This window comes from Mesonia mobilis DSM 19841, from assembly GCF_000423405.1.
GTDB classification, from domain to species: domain Bacteria; phylum Bacteroidota; class Bacteroidia; order Flavobacteriales; family Flavobacteriaceae; genus Mesonia; species Mesonia mobilis.
In genome coordinates, this window is record NZ_AUHX01000013.1 from 43456 (window position 1) to 59392 (window position 15937).

Annotated in this window: 16 protein-coding genes; 7 read left to right on the forward strand and 9 right to left on the reverse strand. The window is 34.7% G+C overall.

The genetic code is table 11. From position 1 onward, the window contains the following. Positions 1-23 precede the first annotated feature (23 nt). The 6 genes from G551_RS0110370 to G551_RS0110395 form a co-directional block, all read right to left on the reverse strand. Positions 24-1067, reverse strand: coding sequence for a potassium channel family protein (locus tag G551_RS0110370; RefSeq protein ID WP_229797280.1), 1044 nt, complete (start codon positions 1065-1067; stop codon positions 24-26). Next, positions 1057-1287 (reverse strand): PspC family transcriptional regulator, encoded by a 231-nt coding sequence (locus G551_RS0110375; RefSeq protein WP_027885519.1) that lies wholly within the window; start codon positions 1285-1287, stop codon positions 1057-1059. Before G551_RS0110375 ends, G551_RS0110370 begins: the two co-directional genes overlap by 11 nt. A 15-nt stretch (positions 1288-1302) precedes the next feature. Then, complete coding sequence (locus G551_RS0110380; protein ID WP_027885520.1) at positions 1303-2583, reverse strand: DUF2851 family protein; 1281 nt, start codon at positions 2581-2583, stop codon at positions 1303-1305. Continuing rightward, on the reverse strand, positions 2580-3275 hold the full coding sequence (locus G551_RS0110385; RefSeq protein WP_027885521.1) for an SGNH/GDSL hydrolase family protein: 696 nt from the start codon (positions 3273-3275) through the stop codon (positions 2580-2582). The genes G551_RS0110380 and G551_RS0110385 overlap by 4 nt, the downstream gene beginning before the upstream one ends. A gap of 225 nt (positions 3276-3500) precedes the next feature. Further along, the gene (locus G551_RS0110390) at positions 3501-4481 is read right to left on the reverse strand and encodes a PLP-dependent cysteine synthase family protein (RefSeq protein WP_027885522.1); all 981 of its coding nucleotides are present in this window, start codon (positions 4479-4481) and stop codon (positions 3501-3503) included. Positions 4482-4711: 230 nt separating this feature from the next. After that, on the reverse strand, positions 4712-5950 hold the full coding sequence (locus G551_RS0110395; protein ID WP_027885523.1) for an ABC transporter permease: 1239 nt from the start codon (positions 5948-5950) through the stop codon (positions 4712-4714). A gap of 5 nt (positions 5951-5955) precedes the next feature. Between G551_RS0110395 and G551_RS0110400 the strand changes: the two genes are divergently transcribed. Genes G551_RS0110400 through G551_RS0110410 form a run of 3 tightly spaced genes read left to right on the forward strand, consistent with a single transcriptional unit; the run spans position 5956 to position 8514 of the window. After that, positions 5956-7176, forward strand: a complete 1221-nt coding sequence (locus G551_RS0110400; protein WP_027885524.1) for an exo-beta-N-acetylmuramidase NamZ family protein — start codon at positions 5956-5958, stop codon at positions 7174-7176. A gap of 59 nt (positions 7177-7235) precedes the next feature. Beyond that, complete coding sequence (locus G551_RS0110405; RefSeq protein WP_027885525.1) at positions 7236-7898, forward strand: hypothetical protein; 663 nt, start codon at positions 7236-7238, stop codon at positions 7896-7898. After that, entirely contained in the window at positions 7882-8514 is a 633-nt protein-coding gene (locus G551_RS0110410; RefSeq protein ID WP_027885526.1) for an outer membrane beta-barrel protein, read from the forward strand. The genes G551_RS0110405 and G551_RS0110410 overlap by 17 nt, the downstream gene beginning before the upstream one ends. Before the next feature lie 4 nt (positions 8515-8518). Here the strand turns inward: G551_RS0110410 and G551_RS0110415 are convergent, their stop codons facing one another. Next, positions 8519-9010 carry a YkgJ family cysteine cluster protein gene (locus G551_RS0110415; RefSeq protein ID WP_027885527.1) on the reverse strand — a complete coding sequence of 164 codons (492 nt, stop codon included), beginning with the start codon at positions 9008-9010 and terminating at the stop codon, positions 8519-8521. 31 nt (positions 9011-9041) lie between these two features. Here G551_RS0110415 and G551_RS0110420 point away from each other — a divergent pair, with 31 nt between their 5' ends. The 4 genes from G551_RS0110420 to G551_RS0110435 all read left to right on the forward strand — a co-directional run bounded on the left by G551_RS0110420 (position 9042) and on the right by G551_RS0110435 (position 12340). Beyond that, positions 9042-9752: a class I SAM-dependent methyltransferase gene (locus G551_RS0110420; protein WP_036243693.1), complete on the forward strand. Its 711-nt coding sequence runs from the start codon at positions 9042-9044 to the stop codon at positions 9750-9752. Between the two features lie 145 nt (positions 9753-9897). Then, positions 9898-10332, forward strand: a complete 435-nt coding sequence (locus tag G551_RS0110425) for a DUF937 domain-containing protein (RefSeq protein WP_027885529.1) — start codon at positions 9898-9900, stop codon at positions 10330-10332. A gap of 12 nt (positions 10333-10344) precedes the next feature. Further along, positions 10345-11895: a helicase HerA-like domain-containing protein gene (locus G551_RS0110430; RefSeq protein WP_051191365.1), complete on the forward strand. Its 1551-nt coding sequence runs from the start codon at positions 10345-10347 to the stop codon at positions 11893-11895. A gap of 37 nt (positions 11896-11932) precedes the next feature. Further along, positions 11933-12340, forward strand: a complete 408-nt coding sequence (locus G551_RS0110435) for a DUF4332 domain-containing protein (RefSeq protein WP_027885531.1) — start codon at positions 11933-11935, stop codon at positions 12338-12340. Positions 12341-12389: 49 nt separating this feature from the next. Here the strand turns inward: G551_RS0110435 and G551_RS15670 are convergent, their stop codons facing one another. Next, positions 12390-14057, reverse strand: a complete 1668-nt coding sequence (locus G551_RS15670) for an amidohydrolase (RefSeq protein ID WP_189394869.1) — start codon at positions 14055-14057, stop codon at positions 12390-12392. A 98-nt stretch (positions 14058-14155) separates the two neighbouring features. Further along, positions 14156-15910 carry a TonB-dependent receptor gene (locus tag G551_RS0110445; protein WP_027885532.1) on the reverse strand — a complete coding sequence of 585 codons (1755 nt, stop codon included), beginning with the start codon at positions 15908-15910 and terminating at the stop codon, positions 14156-14158. Positions 15911-15937: the final 27 nt, after the last annotated feature.

Sequence of the window (15937 nt, forward strand, 5' to 3'; positions counted from 1 at the left end):
ATGTTAATAGAAACCCCCTAATTTTAAACTTTGTAAGTCGCTTTTAGCTTTTCTATTTGTTCTGGTTTACCAATAAAAATTAACTTCGAATCTTTTTTGATAACCATATCGGCATCGGGGTTCACACTGTAGTTACCATCGGGATCGCGGTAACCAATTACCGTACATCCGGTTTTTTTTCGTAAGTCCAATTCTTTAATCGCATGTTCTTTGCCATCGGTACAAATATTAGCGAAGGCTATTTCTTCAATATTAATACTTCCCTCTTGGCGAGAAACAGAAAGATGTCCTAAAAATTCAACTAAATCTGGCGTAACTACTAAACTTGCCATATGATCGCCACCAATTTTATCGGGCATAATCACATTATCGGCTCCAGCTAGTTTAAGTTTATAGGTGGTGCTTTCTTTAGTTGCTCTGCTTATAATTTTAAGATCGTTATTCAGTTGTTTTGCAGAAAGTACAATAAAAACGTTATCTGCATCGCCGGGCAACGTGCACATTAGGGTTGATGCACGCTCAATACCGGCAGCTTTTAAAACCTCATCTTCTGTAGCGTTGCCGTGAATATAAAGCATCCCAGAATCGTATAACGGTTCTAATACACTTTCATCTTTATCGATAATTACAAAGTTCTTATTGTAAGCTAATAATTTGCTTACCGCTTGATCGCCATTTCTTCCGAAGCCACAAACGATCACGTGATCTTTTAATGCATCAATTTTAGATTTCACTTTTTTAGCTCTTAAATTTCCTATGTTGTTTTTACTTAAAATATATTCTGTAATCACCGATATGGCATAACCCACAAAAAAGATACTACATATAATATAAATGGAAGTGAGTATTTTTTCTTGCGGACTTAGTTGCTGTACTTCACCAAAACCAATCGTGGTAATAGTGATCACCGTCATATAAATAGCATCTACCCAAGTATAACCAGAAAATAACCGATAGCCTAAAATACCTACTAAAAATACAACAACAAGCAATAGCAAGGCTACGGTAAGCCTAGAACCTACATATTTATTGAGTGAGATTTCTTTTAGCGGATTTCTATAAATCAAAGACAGAAGTGCGTTTAGTGTAAATTAGATCTTTTAGTTTTAACCAGAAAGCTAAGGTAAGATAAATAGCAAAACCAACCCCTAAGGTCGCGAACGAAACGTAGATAAAAAATAAACGAACGCTTTTTACACGCATCCCCAATCGATCTGCTAATCGAGAACTTACGTAAAAACCATTACGCTCAAAATAATACCGTATGTTAGAAACCAATTTTTTCATCTCTACAAAGTTAGTTTAAGCTGGCTTTCTTTGCAATAAACTTGCACCAATTTCACAATGTAAACATTTATTTTGATCGCAGTAATTAGGTTTTAATTGCAACAAAGCCTGAGATTCGAAAGCATTTACTGCCGTATTTTTTCTTAACCGATTAAACTTTTTTATAGTTGAATTATCTTCTGCCACAATTGAACTTAACAAGTTAAAAATCGACTCTACTTCTACTTTTCCTAATGATTTTCGGTACGCAAATTTCAATGGAACGATGGTATTTACAATTAACAGATCGATAAATTTATCACTCAGTTTTTTGCTTGTTGTTTTACTTTCTTTCCCGAAAGAATAATGAGTTTTCCAATAAGCTGAAGTTTCTACCTTAAAAAGTTCATAAAAATCTTCTAAACGTTCTGTTGATTTAATTTTACTGAATAAGTTTTTCTGCTGAATAAAAAGCTGAGCCAATTGTGATAACCGAATGGTGGGAAAGTTTGGCGGCCGCAGTCTAAAAAACTGTACATCTTCTAAACTCGGTTGAATCTGAAATTTATGCTGCAAATAATGATATTCTTTTTGAAGCTGAACAAAATATAAATCGTCAATTTCTTTTTGTAACAAATTAACCTGCCCAAACAACAGAGCTTCTAATACTTCAACTTCATTAATTTTTCTAATCACTGAAAAAGGAGTTGTTCTTGCCATCGCTAAAAAAGCTTCGCCATTTCTATTTAAACCAAAGTTTTTAGCCAAAAGCTGAAACAACACAGCTTCCCAATCATTTTCAGAAGCTTCAAGTAATGTATAAATTAATCTCGCTTTTTCTTCTAAACGTTCGATATACAAACGCTCCATCCAGTTTTTCAATAGAAAATCATCAATTTTCGCGAAATCTGCTTCACAATTGATCCACTTTTGTGAAGTGCTCATCAACTTCTTATAATTTTTCAACGTTTGTGCTGCTACAAAATCTTTTAGCTGAAGTGTAGCAATTTCAGAATTATCTTTTCTAAAAACCGCTACATCGTGTTCCCAAACCACGTGAAGAATTACATTATCGTATGCAGGATCTTTTTCATGGTGATGTGCGTACCAATCGCTCGACTTTAAATGAATTTCTACATTACCCGCCCAAAGCTGATCGCCAATCTTAACTTTTGAATTGAAAAAATCTGGACCTGATTGTTCTGTATTATGCCAACCCGAATTTAAAATTTCCAGATGCTCGCCTGCCGTTGTCGTAGCTTTTAAGAATTGAAATTTTTTAAATTTCCAGAGGTAATGCAGAAAATCTTCTTTCATTCGGCCAGCATTTGTTTCACTTCAGGAAAAATGCGTTCTACCCAAAGATGATACATCTCGCCGCTTGGATGCAAACCATCGCCGGCAACTAAATTAGGATTCGTTGCAGCTTCTTCAGAAATATCGGTAATGTAAAAATATTTCACTCCGTAATTGCTACTCGTTACCATACAACGCTCGTTGTAAACCATAATTTCGTGAGCAATTTCATCTACATTACTGCCTTGTGCAAATGGAGTCACACTATAATCTGGAATACTTACCACAAATACATTTTCTGCTCCGTTTTTCGATTTTTGAATCGCTTGCTGAATGATCAATTCTAATTCTTCTTGAAATTGCTCTAAATCTCGACCTTGGTATTGGTTGTTCACGCCAATTAGTATAGAAACTAAATCGTATTTTTCTTCGCCCAATTGTTCATCCATCGCAGTTAACAATTCATCGGTTCGCCAACCGGTTCTGGCAATTATTTTTGGCGATTGTACCGAATAAGCGCTATCTCTCAATTTTTGTGTGAGTTGCACCGGCCAACGTTCTTGCTCTGCAACACTTTCACCTATGGTATAAGAATCTCCTAAAGCTAGATAAGAAATATTGTTTTGCGCTGAAGTTGATGTTGGTATTTCTGAAGTTGAGCCACAAGAACTCAACATTAATAAAATTGAAAATAGAACTAAAATTGATCGCATAAACTTGAATTATACTTTCTAAGGTAAGCATTTTTTAGCTGACTCCTTTCAATTCATTTCTCAGGTTTTGAAAGAAATCATAAAAACGATCTGAAGTATATTTTATTTATTTCAATCTAATTCAAGTTGTCTAATTATGAATTCAGCACAAGAATTGAAATAAATTCAGCATAAAAAAAGCCCATCGTGATTGATGAGCTTTTACTTAATAATATAAATGAATTTTTAATCGATAAAACCATTAGCTTTCATCCATTCGTCGTTATAGATCTTACCAATGTAACGGCTTCCGTGATCGTGAAAAAGTACTACCACGACATCATCTTCTTTAAATTCATCTTTCAACTGAATAAGTCCTTTGATCGCCGCTCCGGCAGAGTTACCCAAAAACATTCCTTCTTCTTCTGCCAGTCTTCTGGTGTAAACTGCTGCATCTTTATCGGTTACTTTGGTAAAGCCATCGATAATATCGAAGTTGACATTTTTTGGCAAAATATCTTCCCCAATTCCTTCGGTTACATAAGGATAGATTTCATTTTCATCAAACTCACCGGTTTCATGGTATTTTTTAAAAACCGATCCGTACGTATCTACTCCCCAAATTTTCACGTTCGGGTTTTGTTCTTTTAAGTATTTACCAACGCCAGAAATAGTACCTCCGGTTCCCACACCAACTACAAAATGAGTTACTTTTCCTTCCGTTTGTTCCCAAATTTCAGGACCTGTACTTTCGTAGTGTGCTTGTGAATTCGCTAAATTATCGTATTGATTTACATACCAAGAATTAGGGCGTTCTTCTGCTATTCTTTTTGCTGTTGAATAATAAGAATCTGGATGCTCCGGAGAAACGTTTGTCGGGCAAACAATTACCTCACAACCTACTGCTCTTAAAATATCGATCTTCTCTTTACTTTGCTTATCGGCTAAGGTACAGACCATTTTATAACCTTTTACGATCGCCGCTAAAGCTAAGCCCATTCCTGTATTTCCTGAAGTTCCTTCAACAATGGTTCCGCCGGGTTTTATGAAGCCTTTTTCTTCGGCAGCTTCTAGCATTTTCACTGCCATACGATCTTTTACCGAGTTGCCCGGATTAAAAGTTTCGTATTTTGCTAAAACTAATGCCGGAATATCTTCCACAAGTTTATTGATCTTGACTAAAGGCGTGTTTCCTATAGTCTCTAATATATTATTTTTATAATCCATTTTCTTGCAATTTTTTCGAACTGCAAATATAGAAAATCAAAGCTAAAATAGAAGTTGAACCTAAAAAGTATATGAAAAGTTAGTGGTTAGTGGTTAGAAAAATAATGTACTCATTGATCACCACAACTTAAATAGTAAAGAAAATGTATTATTAAAAAAAAAGGCAACCTTATTCAGGCAAGGTAACACTGTAAACTGCAAACTGTAAACTGCAAACTGCAAACTAAATCTTACTCAAACCTAATCGACTTGGCCGGAGTAATTTTGGTGATAATATAAGATGGTATTAAAAGCATTGCCATACAAAGTGCCAACGTACCGAGATTAATAAGTAAAATATAATCCCAACTTAAATACACCGGAGCTTCGGTTACATAGTAAGTTTCCGGATTTAGCGGAATGATCTTGAAATACTTCTGAAGCATTAAAATACAGAGCCCAATAATATTTCCGTAAATCAAACCTTTGATAATTAAATAAGCAGCGTTGTAAAGAAATATCTTTCGGATGCTCCAATCGGTACTTCCTACAGCTTTTAACATCCCGATCATTTGTGTACGTTCTAATATTAAAACCAGCAAAGCGGTGATCATATTAATACCGGAAACAATGATCATTATCCCAATAATGAGCGCAATATTAAAATCGAATAACGAAACCCATTCGAAAATTGAAGGAAAGGCTTGCCGAATGGTTTTTGCATCTAGAAACGAGTCGATGTTCGCATAAACTTCTCCGCCTTTTTGATCGATCTGTCTAAAATCATCTACAAAAACTTCAAAATTTCCTACTTCGTTATCATCCCATTTATTAAGTCGGCGTAATTGGTTAAGATCGGCAATTAAAAAAGTTTCGTCAAACTCTTGGAAACCTGAATTAAAAATCCCACTAACTTCAAAAGCTACCAAACGCGGGCGATCTCTATTTTCTTCATTCATAAAATAGACAATCACTTTATCGCCAATTGTAAATTGTAATCGCTTCGATAGATATTCTGAAATTAATATTTGCGTGCTGTAACCTTGCTTTTCGTAAGTAGGTAATTTCCCTTCAATTAAATATTCCTGCAAATAATCCCAACGGTAATCGGTACTTACACCTTTAACGATAATGCCTTCAAAATCGGTTTCGGTACGTATAATTCCGTATTTAGTCGCAACGCCTTGAATGTGATCGATCCCTTCTACAGTCGTAAATTCCGGATAAAAATCTTGATCGGTCGAGATAGGTTTCTGCGTTTCTTGAGAGTTGTTATTATTTAAATTATTAATAATAATATGTCCGTTAAACGCCGCAATTTTATCTCTAATCTTCTGTTCTAAACCAACTCCGGTAGCCACGGCGATCAACATCATAATTACGCCCACAGCAATTGCCGTCACTGCAATTTTAATTATTGGTGCCGAAATACTACTTTTATAATCTTTTGCGCTTATTAAGCGTTTAGAAATAAAATATTCAAAATTCAAAAGAGATGCTTTTTAACCGATTGCTCAAAAATACATTTTTTATTCTAGCTTTAGGATTGATTTCTTGTGAAGCTCAAACAAAAAAACGAAACACTGCCGAGGTTAAGGCTTCTTCAGAAAATTCAATAGTCATTGGCGCTAATCAAACCGAAAAATATCTGCCGTTACTCGCCGATAAAAAAATAGGGATCGTTGGCAATCAAACTTCAGTAATATTCAAAAAAAGTGACGGTTATACGCATTTAGTAGATTCGTTACTTTCTCGAAATATGAAGATTGAAAAAGTTTTTTCTCCGGAACATGGTTTTCGCGGTAAAGCCGATGCCGGTGAAAAAGTGAAAGACGGTATCGATACCAAAACGGGCTTACCTTTAGTTTCGCTCTACGGAAGCAATAAAAAACCAACCGATGAACAATTAAAAGATATCGAAATGATGATCTTCGATATTCAAGATGTGGGCGTTCGGTTTTACACGTACATTTCAACCTTGCACTACGTGATGGAAGCTTGTGCTGAAAATAATATTCCGCTATTAATTTTAGATCGACCGAACCCGAATGGGAGTTATGTTGACGGACCAATATTAGAACGCTCCCAACAAAGTTTTGTAGGAATGCATCCTATGCCTATTGTTCACGGAATGACGATTGGCGAATATGCGCAAATGATTAACGGAGAAAATTGGTTAGCCAATAAAGTGAAATGTGAATTAATGGTGATCAAGATGAAAAACTATGATCACGAAAAAAACTATTCGCTACCTATAAAACCTTCGCCAAATTTACCCAACGACCAAGCGATAAATTTATATCCGAGTTTATGCTTTTTTGAAGGAACCAATGTAAATGCCGGAAGAGGAACTACTCATCAATTTCAGGTTTTTGGTTCGCCAGATTTAAATGCTGAAGTATTTAACTACAGTTACACGCCAATACCGAATGACGGAGCGAAACACCCAAAAAATGAAGGCCAACTTTGTTATGGGATGAATTTGACTTCCGAAGAAAAACTTTCAGAAATCAATTTAGGTTGGTTGATCAAAGCTTACCAGAACACAAAAAATAAAGATGAATTTTTCAATAATTTCTTTCCGAAGTTGGCAGGAACGCAAAAACTTCAGCAACAAATTGAAAGTGGTATGAGCGAGCAAGCAATTAAAGCTACTTGGCAAGTTGGTTTAACAGATTTTCAAAACACTAGAAAAAAATATCTTTTATACAGGTAACGGTTTCTTAACGCAACTATTCCCCATTTGGTTCATCTATAAAGTAAACCAATCACTTTATGGGAAAATTATTTTTAGTTGCCAGTTTCATTTCACTTTTAATGGCCGATTGCGAGCCGAATATCGAAAATGACAAACGAGTAATTATTAAAGGTGAAATTGTTGACCCACAAGCTAATCCTATTCAGGCTATTGAAGTTACAACTAGCGTTGAAGAATATGTGCTCGGAAAAACAACGAGCAACTCCGATGGAAGTTTCGAAATGGTGGCTCCAGAATCTTACGACGAAAGTTTTTTAATTGCTATTAATGTAGACGCTGAAAATAATTATACTTCAGCTAAAATTTTTAGAGATGAAGATGAAATTGGCAGACCAAAGATCTATGATCTAGGAGCAGTTACTTTACGACCAACTTCTAACTTTACCCTTACCACTACAAGAAACTCAACGACAAGCGATCACATTAATGTTCAAATTAATTATTTAGCGACTTCTTGCGTTTATGATTTTAATAATGGTTTACAGGAAGATCCTTCTCAATGTTATGAACAAAATTATATATCCAGAACTACCAATGAAATCAACTCAAATTTAGATCTTCAATTGAAAGTGATGAGAGATATTCCTTTACAAATTACTTATCAAATAGATGAAGAGCCGGCAACGACGATTGAAGTAACTCCTAATCAACAAAATTTTGAGTATGAAATTTTTTACTAAACAATTGCTTTTAGCCTTCATTTTAATTAACGTGAATTTAGTTTCAGGACAAGAAGGAGACGAATCTTCAGAAAACAAATTTGATTTTGCTCAAGATGACCATTACTTAAATATTAAAATCGGAGGAGATTTTGTTCAGCCTATGGGAGACACATTTACTGGTGATAATTTAAAAAGTTCCGGTGGCTTTAACTTAGAACTTTCTTTTAACCTTTTTGAAACTCCAATACTGCTTGGAGCGCGTTTTTCTAATTCTTCTCACGATGTAATCGATCAATCTTTAGTGGGTAATTATGATGAAACTTTTAATAGTTTTATAGGAGGTTTTGCAGGATACCAGTTTTTTAGCCGACAAAAATTAAGACTCACACCAAGCATTGGTGTTGGTCACGTTGCTTATAAACAATCGATCAATTCGAACTCCTTTAGAGATTCTGGCACCACTTTCTGGGTAAATGGAGAAGTAAGCTACAATTTTGTAAAATGGTTTGCCTTATACGGAAATGTAACTTTACAAAATGATTACTTAAAGATGGACGTGCCTGCAGAGTTAGAAAGTTATTTCAAATCTGGACATTTTGTAAGATTTGGTTTAGGTGTAAAATTTGTGCTGTAAAAAGTTATTTAATTCGCTTTTTCATTTCCTCAACAATATTAAAAGCTGCGGGGCAAATAGCAACATTTTTCAACGTAAGGTTTGAGATTTGCTGAAATTTTCTACGATCGGTATGCGGAAATTCTGCGCAAGCCTTTGGCCGAACCTCATAGATCATACATTTATTATCGTAACCTAAAAATGTACACGGCACTTGCTGTAGCACATAATCGTTCTCTTCATCAACGCGTAAATATTGATCGATAAATTGCTGTGGTTTTAGCTTTAAAAATTTAGCAATTCGTTCAATATCTCTATTGGTAAATAAGGGTCCGGTGGTTTTGCAGCAATTGGCGCAATCTAAACAATCGGTTCGTTCAAACTCTTCGTCGTGCAATTCTTGCATTAAGAGATCTAAATGCTTCGGCGGCTTTTTTTTAAGCTTTGCAAAAAACTTTTTGTTTTCGTTATGCTTATCTTTGGCCTGCTTTGGTAGATTTTTAAAAATTTCTTCCATTGTGCAAAGGTAACTATAAGCAATTTATATTTTGAAAAATCCCGATATTTTTGGCCAAGCTGTTTTAGATTTCTATCATCAAAACCAACCCGAAAACATTATTGTTCATTCTGAAGATTTTGATGATGATGAAATCCCTACCGATTATCTCTTCCGTAGTTATGAAGAAATGCCGCCATTAGAGCAAAAGGCACTTCAGTTGGCTAGCGGAAAAATTTTAGATGTAGGTGCTTGCGCCGGAAGTCATTCGTTATATCTTCAGCAGAAAAATAAAGAAGTAAAAGCCATCGATGTTTCTGAAGGAGCGATCGAGGTTTGCCAATTACGCGGAGTAAAAACTGCGGAAGTTCAAGATTTTTTCAACTTAAAAGATCAAAAATTCGATACCATCTTGATGCTGATGAATGGTAGCGGAATTGTAGGTAAACTAAAAAACCTCACTCATTTTTTTACACACGCCAAAACGCTATTAAAACCTGACGGAAAAATTTTAATCGACTCATCAGATCTTCGTTATCTTTTTGAAGAAGATGAAGATGGTGGTATTTGGGTAAACCCGAACCAATATTATGGTGAATTAAGTTATTCCATAAGTTATAAAGGCGAAACCTCTACTTCATTCGATTGGTTGTATATCGATTTTAATTCGTTACAACTTGCTGCTCAAAGCAATGGTTTTACTTGCGAATTGATTGCCGAAGGTGAACATTTTGATTATTTGGCAAAACTAAAGTTACAATAAACACAACTATATAATTCTTCTTTTCGTCTATATAAAATAGCATCTTAACTATTTTTTAAAGAAATATAGCTTCTTCGTTTTTATTTTTATCTATCTTTAACAGAGATGTTATTGATATATAATTACTAAAAACAATTCGAAAATTATGTTAGATTCTTTATTAGGTTCATTAAAAGATCAAGTTGCTGGAAAATTACAATCTGAAGCTGGAGTAGATAGCTCGAATATAGACGGAGTTATGGATGTTGTAAAATCTGTAGCTGGCAAAAAAGTTGGTACAGAAATGTTAGAAGGCGGATTAGGAAATGTAATGAACCTTTTTAGCGGTAAAAGCAATTCTACAGCAGCAAATAGTTTACAAACTTCTATCACAACAGGTATCGTAAACGGATTAATTGAAAAATTAGGCTTTTCTAAAGATAAAGCTTCTAAAGTAACCAATATTGTAGTACCAGTACTTATCAACCTTATTTCCAAAAAAAATGAAGAAACACCGGATGACGATGCTTCACCTTTAAAAGATCTATTTGGTGGTGGAGGTTCGAATGTCGCTAAAAAATTAGGAGGTTTTTTCAATTAATTATTCTTCCACGTGCTTCAGCAACATTTTATAGAAGATATATCTAAGGCATACGATTTCGAAGGAAAATCTATTGTATTAGGCGGTGCTATGTTCAATAATGCTCCAATTAATAATTTACAGATTAAAATTCCGCTTAAAACTATTAATCGTCACGGGCTTATTTCTGGAGCTACAGGAACAGGCAAAACAAAAAGTTTACAAGTATTTACAGAGCAATTAAGTCTAGCCGGTGTGCCTAGTGTTGTAATGGATATTAAAGGAGATTTAAGTGGTCTCGCTCAACCCGGCCAATCCAACAAACATATCGTATTTAGAAATAACGCAATTGGTCTAAAATATCAACCCCAAGGTTTTCCTGTTGAGCTTTTATCTCTTTTAGGAAAAAATGGAACCCAAATGAGAGCTACTATTTCTGAGTTTGGTCCTATTCTACTTTCTAAGATGTTAGACCTAAATAATACTCAAAGTGGTATTTTGGCAGTTTTGTTTAAATATAGTGACGACCATAATTTACCTCTTATAAATATAGAAGACCTTAAAGATTTCTTGAAATATGTTTTAAATGAAGGTAAAGAAAGTGTAAAAAAAGAATATGGCTACTTATCTTCTGCATCTATTAATACCATAATTAGAAAAATAATTGCTTTAGAACAACAAGGAGCAAATCATTTTTTTGGAGAACCATCTTTTGATGTTAACGATTTTTTACACGTGAACAAAAATAAAGAAGGTAGAGTATCTGTCATGCGTTTGATGGATATGCAAGATAAACCTTCGCTATTTAGTACTTTTATGCTCTGTTTGCTTACAGAAATATATAGTACTCTACCAGAGGTAGGAGATCTAGAAAAGCCAAAGCTTGTATTTTTTATAGACGAAGCTCATCTTATTTTTAAAAATGCCTCTACTGCATTATTAGACCAAATAGAAGTTATCATAAAACTTATAAGGTCTAAAGGAGTGGGTATTTATTTTATTACTCAAAACCCATCAGATATTCCAGAAGATGTATTAGGTCAACTAGGTTTAAAAATTCAGCATGCGCTAAGAGCTTTTACTGCTAAAGATAGAAAACAAATTAAACAGCTTGCTCAAAACTTCCCTGAAAGTAGTTACTATAATATTTCTTCATTATTAACTGAGTTAGGTTTAGGTGAAGCTTTTATTACAGGGTTAAATGAGAAAGGAATACCTACCCCATTAGTACATACTTTAATGCGACCACCACTAAGCAGAATGGATGTTCTTTCTCAAAAAGAGATTAAAGAATGTTTAGATAACTCAATACTTTATTCAAAGTATAATCAAGATTTAAATTCTGAAAGTGCTTCAGAAATTTTAAAAGAAAATATAAAAGAAGCTCAACAGAAAAATCACGAAAATGAACGGCTACAACAGGAAATGAAAAAAGCCGGACAAAAAAGAAAAAAAACTACTACAAAAAAGGAAGAAAGCTTTTTTGAAGAAATGAGTAAAAACACTATGGTAAGACAAGTAGGAAGAACTATATTTAGAGAACTAACTCGTGGATTACTTGGAGTTTTAGGAATAAAAAAATAATTTAAAATAAATTTATTAATAATTAAATCAAACGATTATGGCTTACAAAATAGAAACTATTGAAAGTATTGGACCTGTAACTGCAGAAAAATTAGGAAAAGCAGAAATAACAACTACAGAAGCTTTATTAGAAAAAGCAGCTTCTAAATCTGGTCGTAAATCTGTGGCTGAGGCATCTGGTATTTCTGAAGGAAAAATTTTAGATTTTGTAAATATGGCAGATATGATGCGTATTAAAGGTATTGGCGGTGAGTTTGCAGAATTACTTAAGGCGTCTGGAGTAGATACTGTAAAAGAATTAAGAAATAGAAACGCTGAGAACTTATTCGAAAAAATGACAAGCGTTAACGAAGAAAAAAAATTAACTAGAAGAGTACCTAGTGTAAAACAACTGCAAGAATTTGTTGATATTGCCAAAGATACAGAACCTATGGTAACTTACTAAGTTAACAATTACTATATAAAAAAGGTTGGCATTAATTTGCCAACCTTTTTTAATGTAAACTATTAGGTTTATTTTTTTTAAGCATATTTTGTTGGCTATATACTTTTTCACCATTTATATAAGTGGCTTCAACTTTGGTTTTTAAGATTTCTTCATCGGGAATAAACATAATATCGCGATCGAGAATTACAAAATCGGCAGCTTTACCGGCTTCGATACTTCCTTTTTCATGTTCTTCAAAATTTGAATAAGCCGCCCAAATCGTCATTCCGCGTAAAGTATTTTCTCTATTCATCGCATTTTCAATTTGAAAACCAGTTTTAGGATATCCCGAAGCATCTTTTCGAACTACCGCAGCGTAAAAAGTTAGAAACGGACTCACTTTTTCTACCGGAAAATCGGTACCTAAAGCAACTAAACCGGCACGATTTAAAAGTTTTTTATAGGCGTAAGCATTATGAATTCGATCTCCTATTCGATCTTCTGCCCAATACATATCGCTTGTTGCGTGTGTTGGTTGAATTGACGGAATAATATTTTTATTTCCTTTGAAATAGCTAAAATCTTTTTCTTCTAAAATTTGTGCGTGTTCTACTCGCCAACGTTTATCGGTACCATTTTTTAAGATCGAATCGTAAATTTTTAAAACTACATAATTTGCAGAATCGCCGATCGCATGGGTATTTAATTGAAATTCTGAATTGCTAATTTTCCCTGCCAATTCTTTAAACTCACCAATCCCAACGACCATCGCTCCAAAATGATTTTCTTTATCTGAATATTCTTCTTTTAAAGCTGCACCGCGTGAACCTAAAGCTCCGTCGGCATAAGCCTTTACAGAACGAACGTGCAAACGATCGGTTTTTAAAATTCCTTCATTTAGAAAGTAATCAACATCGGCTTCATTGTTTCTCACCATTGCATAAAGCTTAGTTTTTAATTTTCCTGCTTTTTGCAAACTATCGATGAGCATAATTGAAGATTTGCTTAACCCGGCATCATCGATTGTGGTTAATCCGTATTTTAAGGTAGCTTTTTCAGCTGCTAATAAACCTTCTATTTCTTGTTTTTTGGTCGGTTGCGGAATCACTTGCCAGATCTTCGTCATCGGGTTATCGATTAATATCCCGGTAAGTGTATCGTTAATCTTTTCAATTTCGCCTCCGCTAACTTTTGTATTCTTTTTGATGTTAGCAAGATCTAATGCTTTTTGATTGGCTAACATCGCGTGACCATCGATTCTTGTTATCGCAATCGGCGTATCAGGGAATAGTTGATCTAAAGTATCTTTTCTTGGGAATTCTTTTACCTCCCAATCGTTTTGATCCCAACCGCGACCTAAAATAAAATCGGTTTGATTTTCTTTTTGATAAGCGACAATTCTTTCAACAACCTCATCAAAGCTTTTAGTGCCTGTTAAATCTGCCGATTGCAATTGTAAACCTAGATTATAAAAATGAGCGTGTGCATCGATTAACCCGGGAATTATAGTTTTCCCTTCAGCATCTAAAGTTTCTTTAGGCTTGTATTTCAATACCAATTGTTCTCCTTGCCCAACCGCTAAGATTTTACCGTCATCTACAATGAAGCTTTTAGCAATATCAAAATTTTTATTGACCGTATAAATCTTCGCATTCATCACCAATAGATCTACTTCTTGTTTTTCTTCACAAGAACATAAAAGTATACAGGCTAATATGAATAGGATTTTTTTCATTTTCATCTTTAATTTATCACAAAAGTAAAAAGCGTTTATACATGATAAACGCTTTTTGGTATCTATAAATTCTATTTAACTATTTTTTAATTAAACTACTACCAATCAAACTGGTAACTAGCGCCGCCCATTACCTGTACGCTTTGTACAGAATAACCCATCCAACGTTGGTAATTGCCTTCAGCTAAATTGTTTCCTCTTACAAAAAATGAAAGTTGATCGTTAAGCTTATAACCTACTCTTAGATTGGCATCTAAAAAGGCTCCTAATTCTTCTACACGTTGGGTTGCGCCACCATCTACCGGAGTTAGGTCGTAGTTGTAATAGTCTTTGCGTTCGCCTACAAAATAGAAACTTGCTCCCGCAAACCATTTTTCTGAGATTTGATAGTCGGCCATTAAAGCTCCTTGTAGTTGTGGTAAATTCCACGCTTCTTCTTCAAATTCGTTATCGTAAGTCGAGAAACTGGCATTTACCCTTAAGTTGAAATCTTCATTCACAGCAAACTGCAATTCACCAAATAACCTTACCGTGTTTACATTGTCATATGTAAGTCCGAATGAATTAAAATACTCATAACCTTCTTTTGGAGAAAATGGTAAGTAAGGATTGTGCGTATATAAGGCTTTGCTTTGTTCTGAAATATAGCTTCCTTTAATGTCGTAGCTAATGTTTTCAGTGAATTTTCCTTTTCCACCGATGTAAATATCGTATTGTTTATCGGTTGGAGCTATGAACAACGTTGGCGATAAAAACGGATTCTCTTGCGCAAAATTATAATAAGTATTTTGCTGCAAACCACCATCGGCTCCCGCATACACCGAAAAATATTCTCCCGCTACCTGATAATTGGCGTGAATTTTAGGATACACAAAAAAGTCATTATTATCATTTTCACCATCCATCGAATACACCACTTGCGCTCCGGCTTCTAACGAAAGATCGCCTTGCGAATAGTTTAAACTAGGATGCGCGCCTAAGTTGAAATAACTATACTTGATTTCTGCATCGGGATTACCGAACATTTGATCAAAGCTTCCATTCACGTAATCTGCTGAAAAATCTAAATTGATCAATTGATCACGCACCGCAAATTCGAATTCGGGATTAATCGTTACGTGGTTTTCACCGCTGCTAAAATTATCACCAAATCTTCGGTAGTTGATTTCAGCTTTATCGAAAACACTTCTCTCTACATCGATATTTCCGCCTAAAGCTACTGCGTAATAACTATGCTGCGGATCGATACTATTGTATTCTTCATCGGTAATCGGTAAAAAGTCCGGCGCTCCATACCAATTAAAAACCTGATGTTGAAATCCGGCTTCGGCTCCCCAAGTAAAAGTACGCGCTTCTCCGCTATAATCTAAATTTAATGCTGTATCGTAATATTTATCGTCTAACGTAGCATTTTCGATTCCGCCTTGGGAAGAATTATGCGTTAAAGCGATCCCTAATTCTTGGTTTCTGTTCACTTGTAAACCGCCGTAAAATTCGGCCATTACATTTGCATAATTTCCGAAGCCTAAAGCCGCGTAATTGTTGTATAAACTCGGTCTACCTTTGGTAACCACTCCTGCTGCTCTACCTTTTGCCGGTGTAAATGTTGACGCTACCGGAAATGAGTAAATATCGTAATTCACCTGTTTTTTCTTCTGCTCGGTAGAATCGTTGATTTTCGGCATTTGTTTTACCTTAAACGCATCACTAACTGTTGGCGAATATGGTTTTACGATAATTAAACGTTCGGTATCGATATCGCCTTCTTCCTCATCTTCCTGACTAAAAGCGATGGTCGAAATAAATAATGCTGAAATATATAAAAGTCCTTTACTTAATGAAATGCGTTGCATATAAGAAAGATTAGTTTGTTTGTTGTT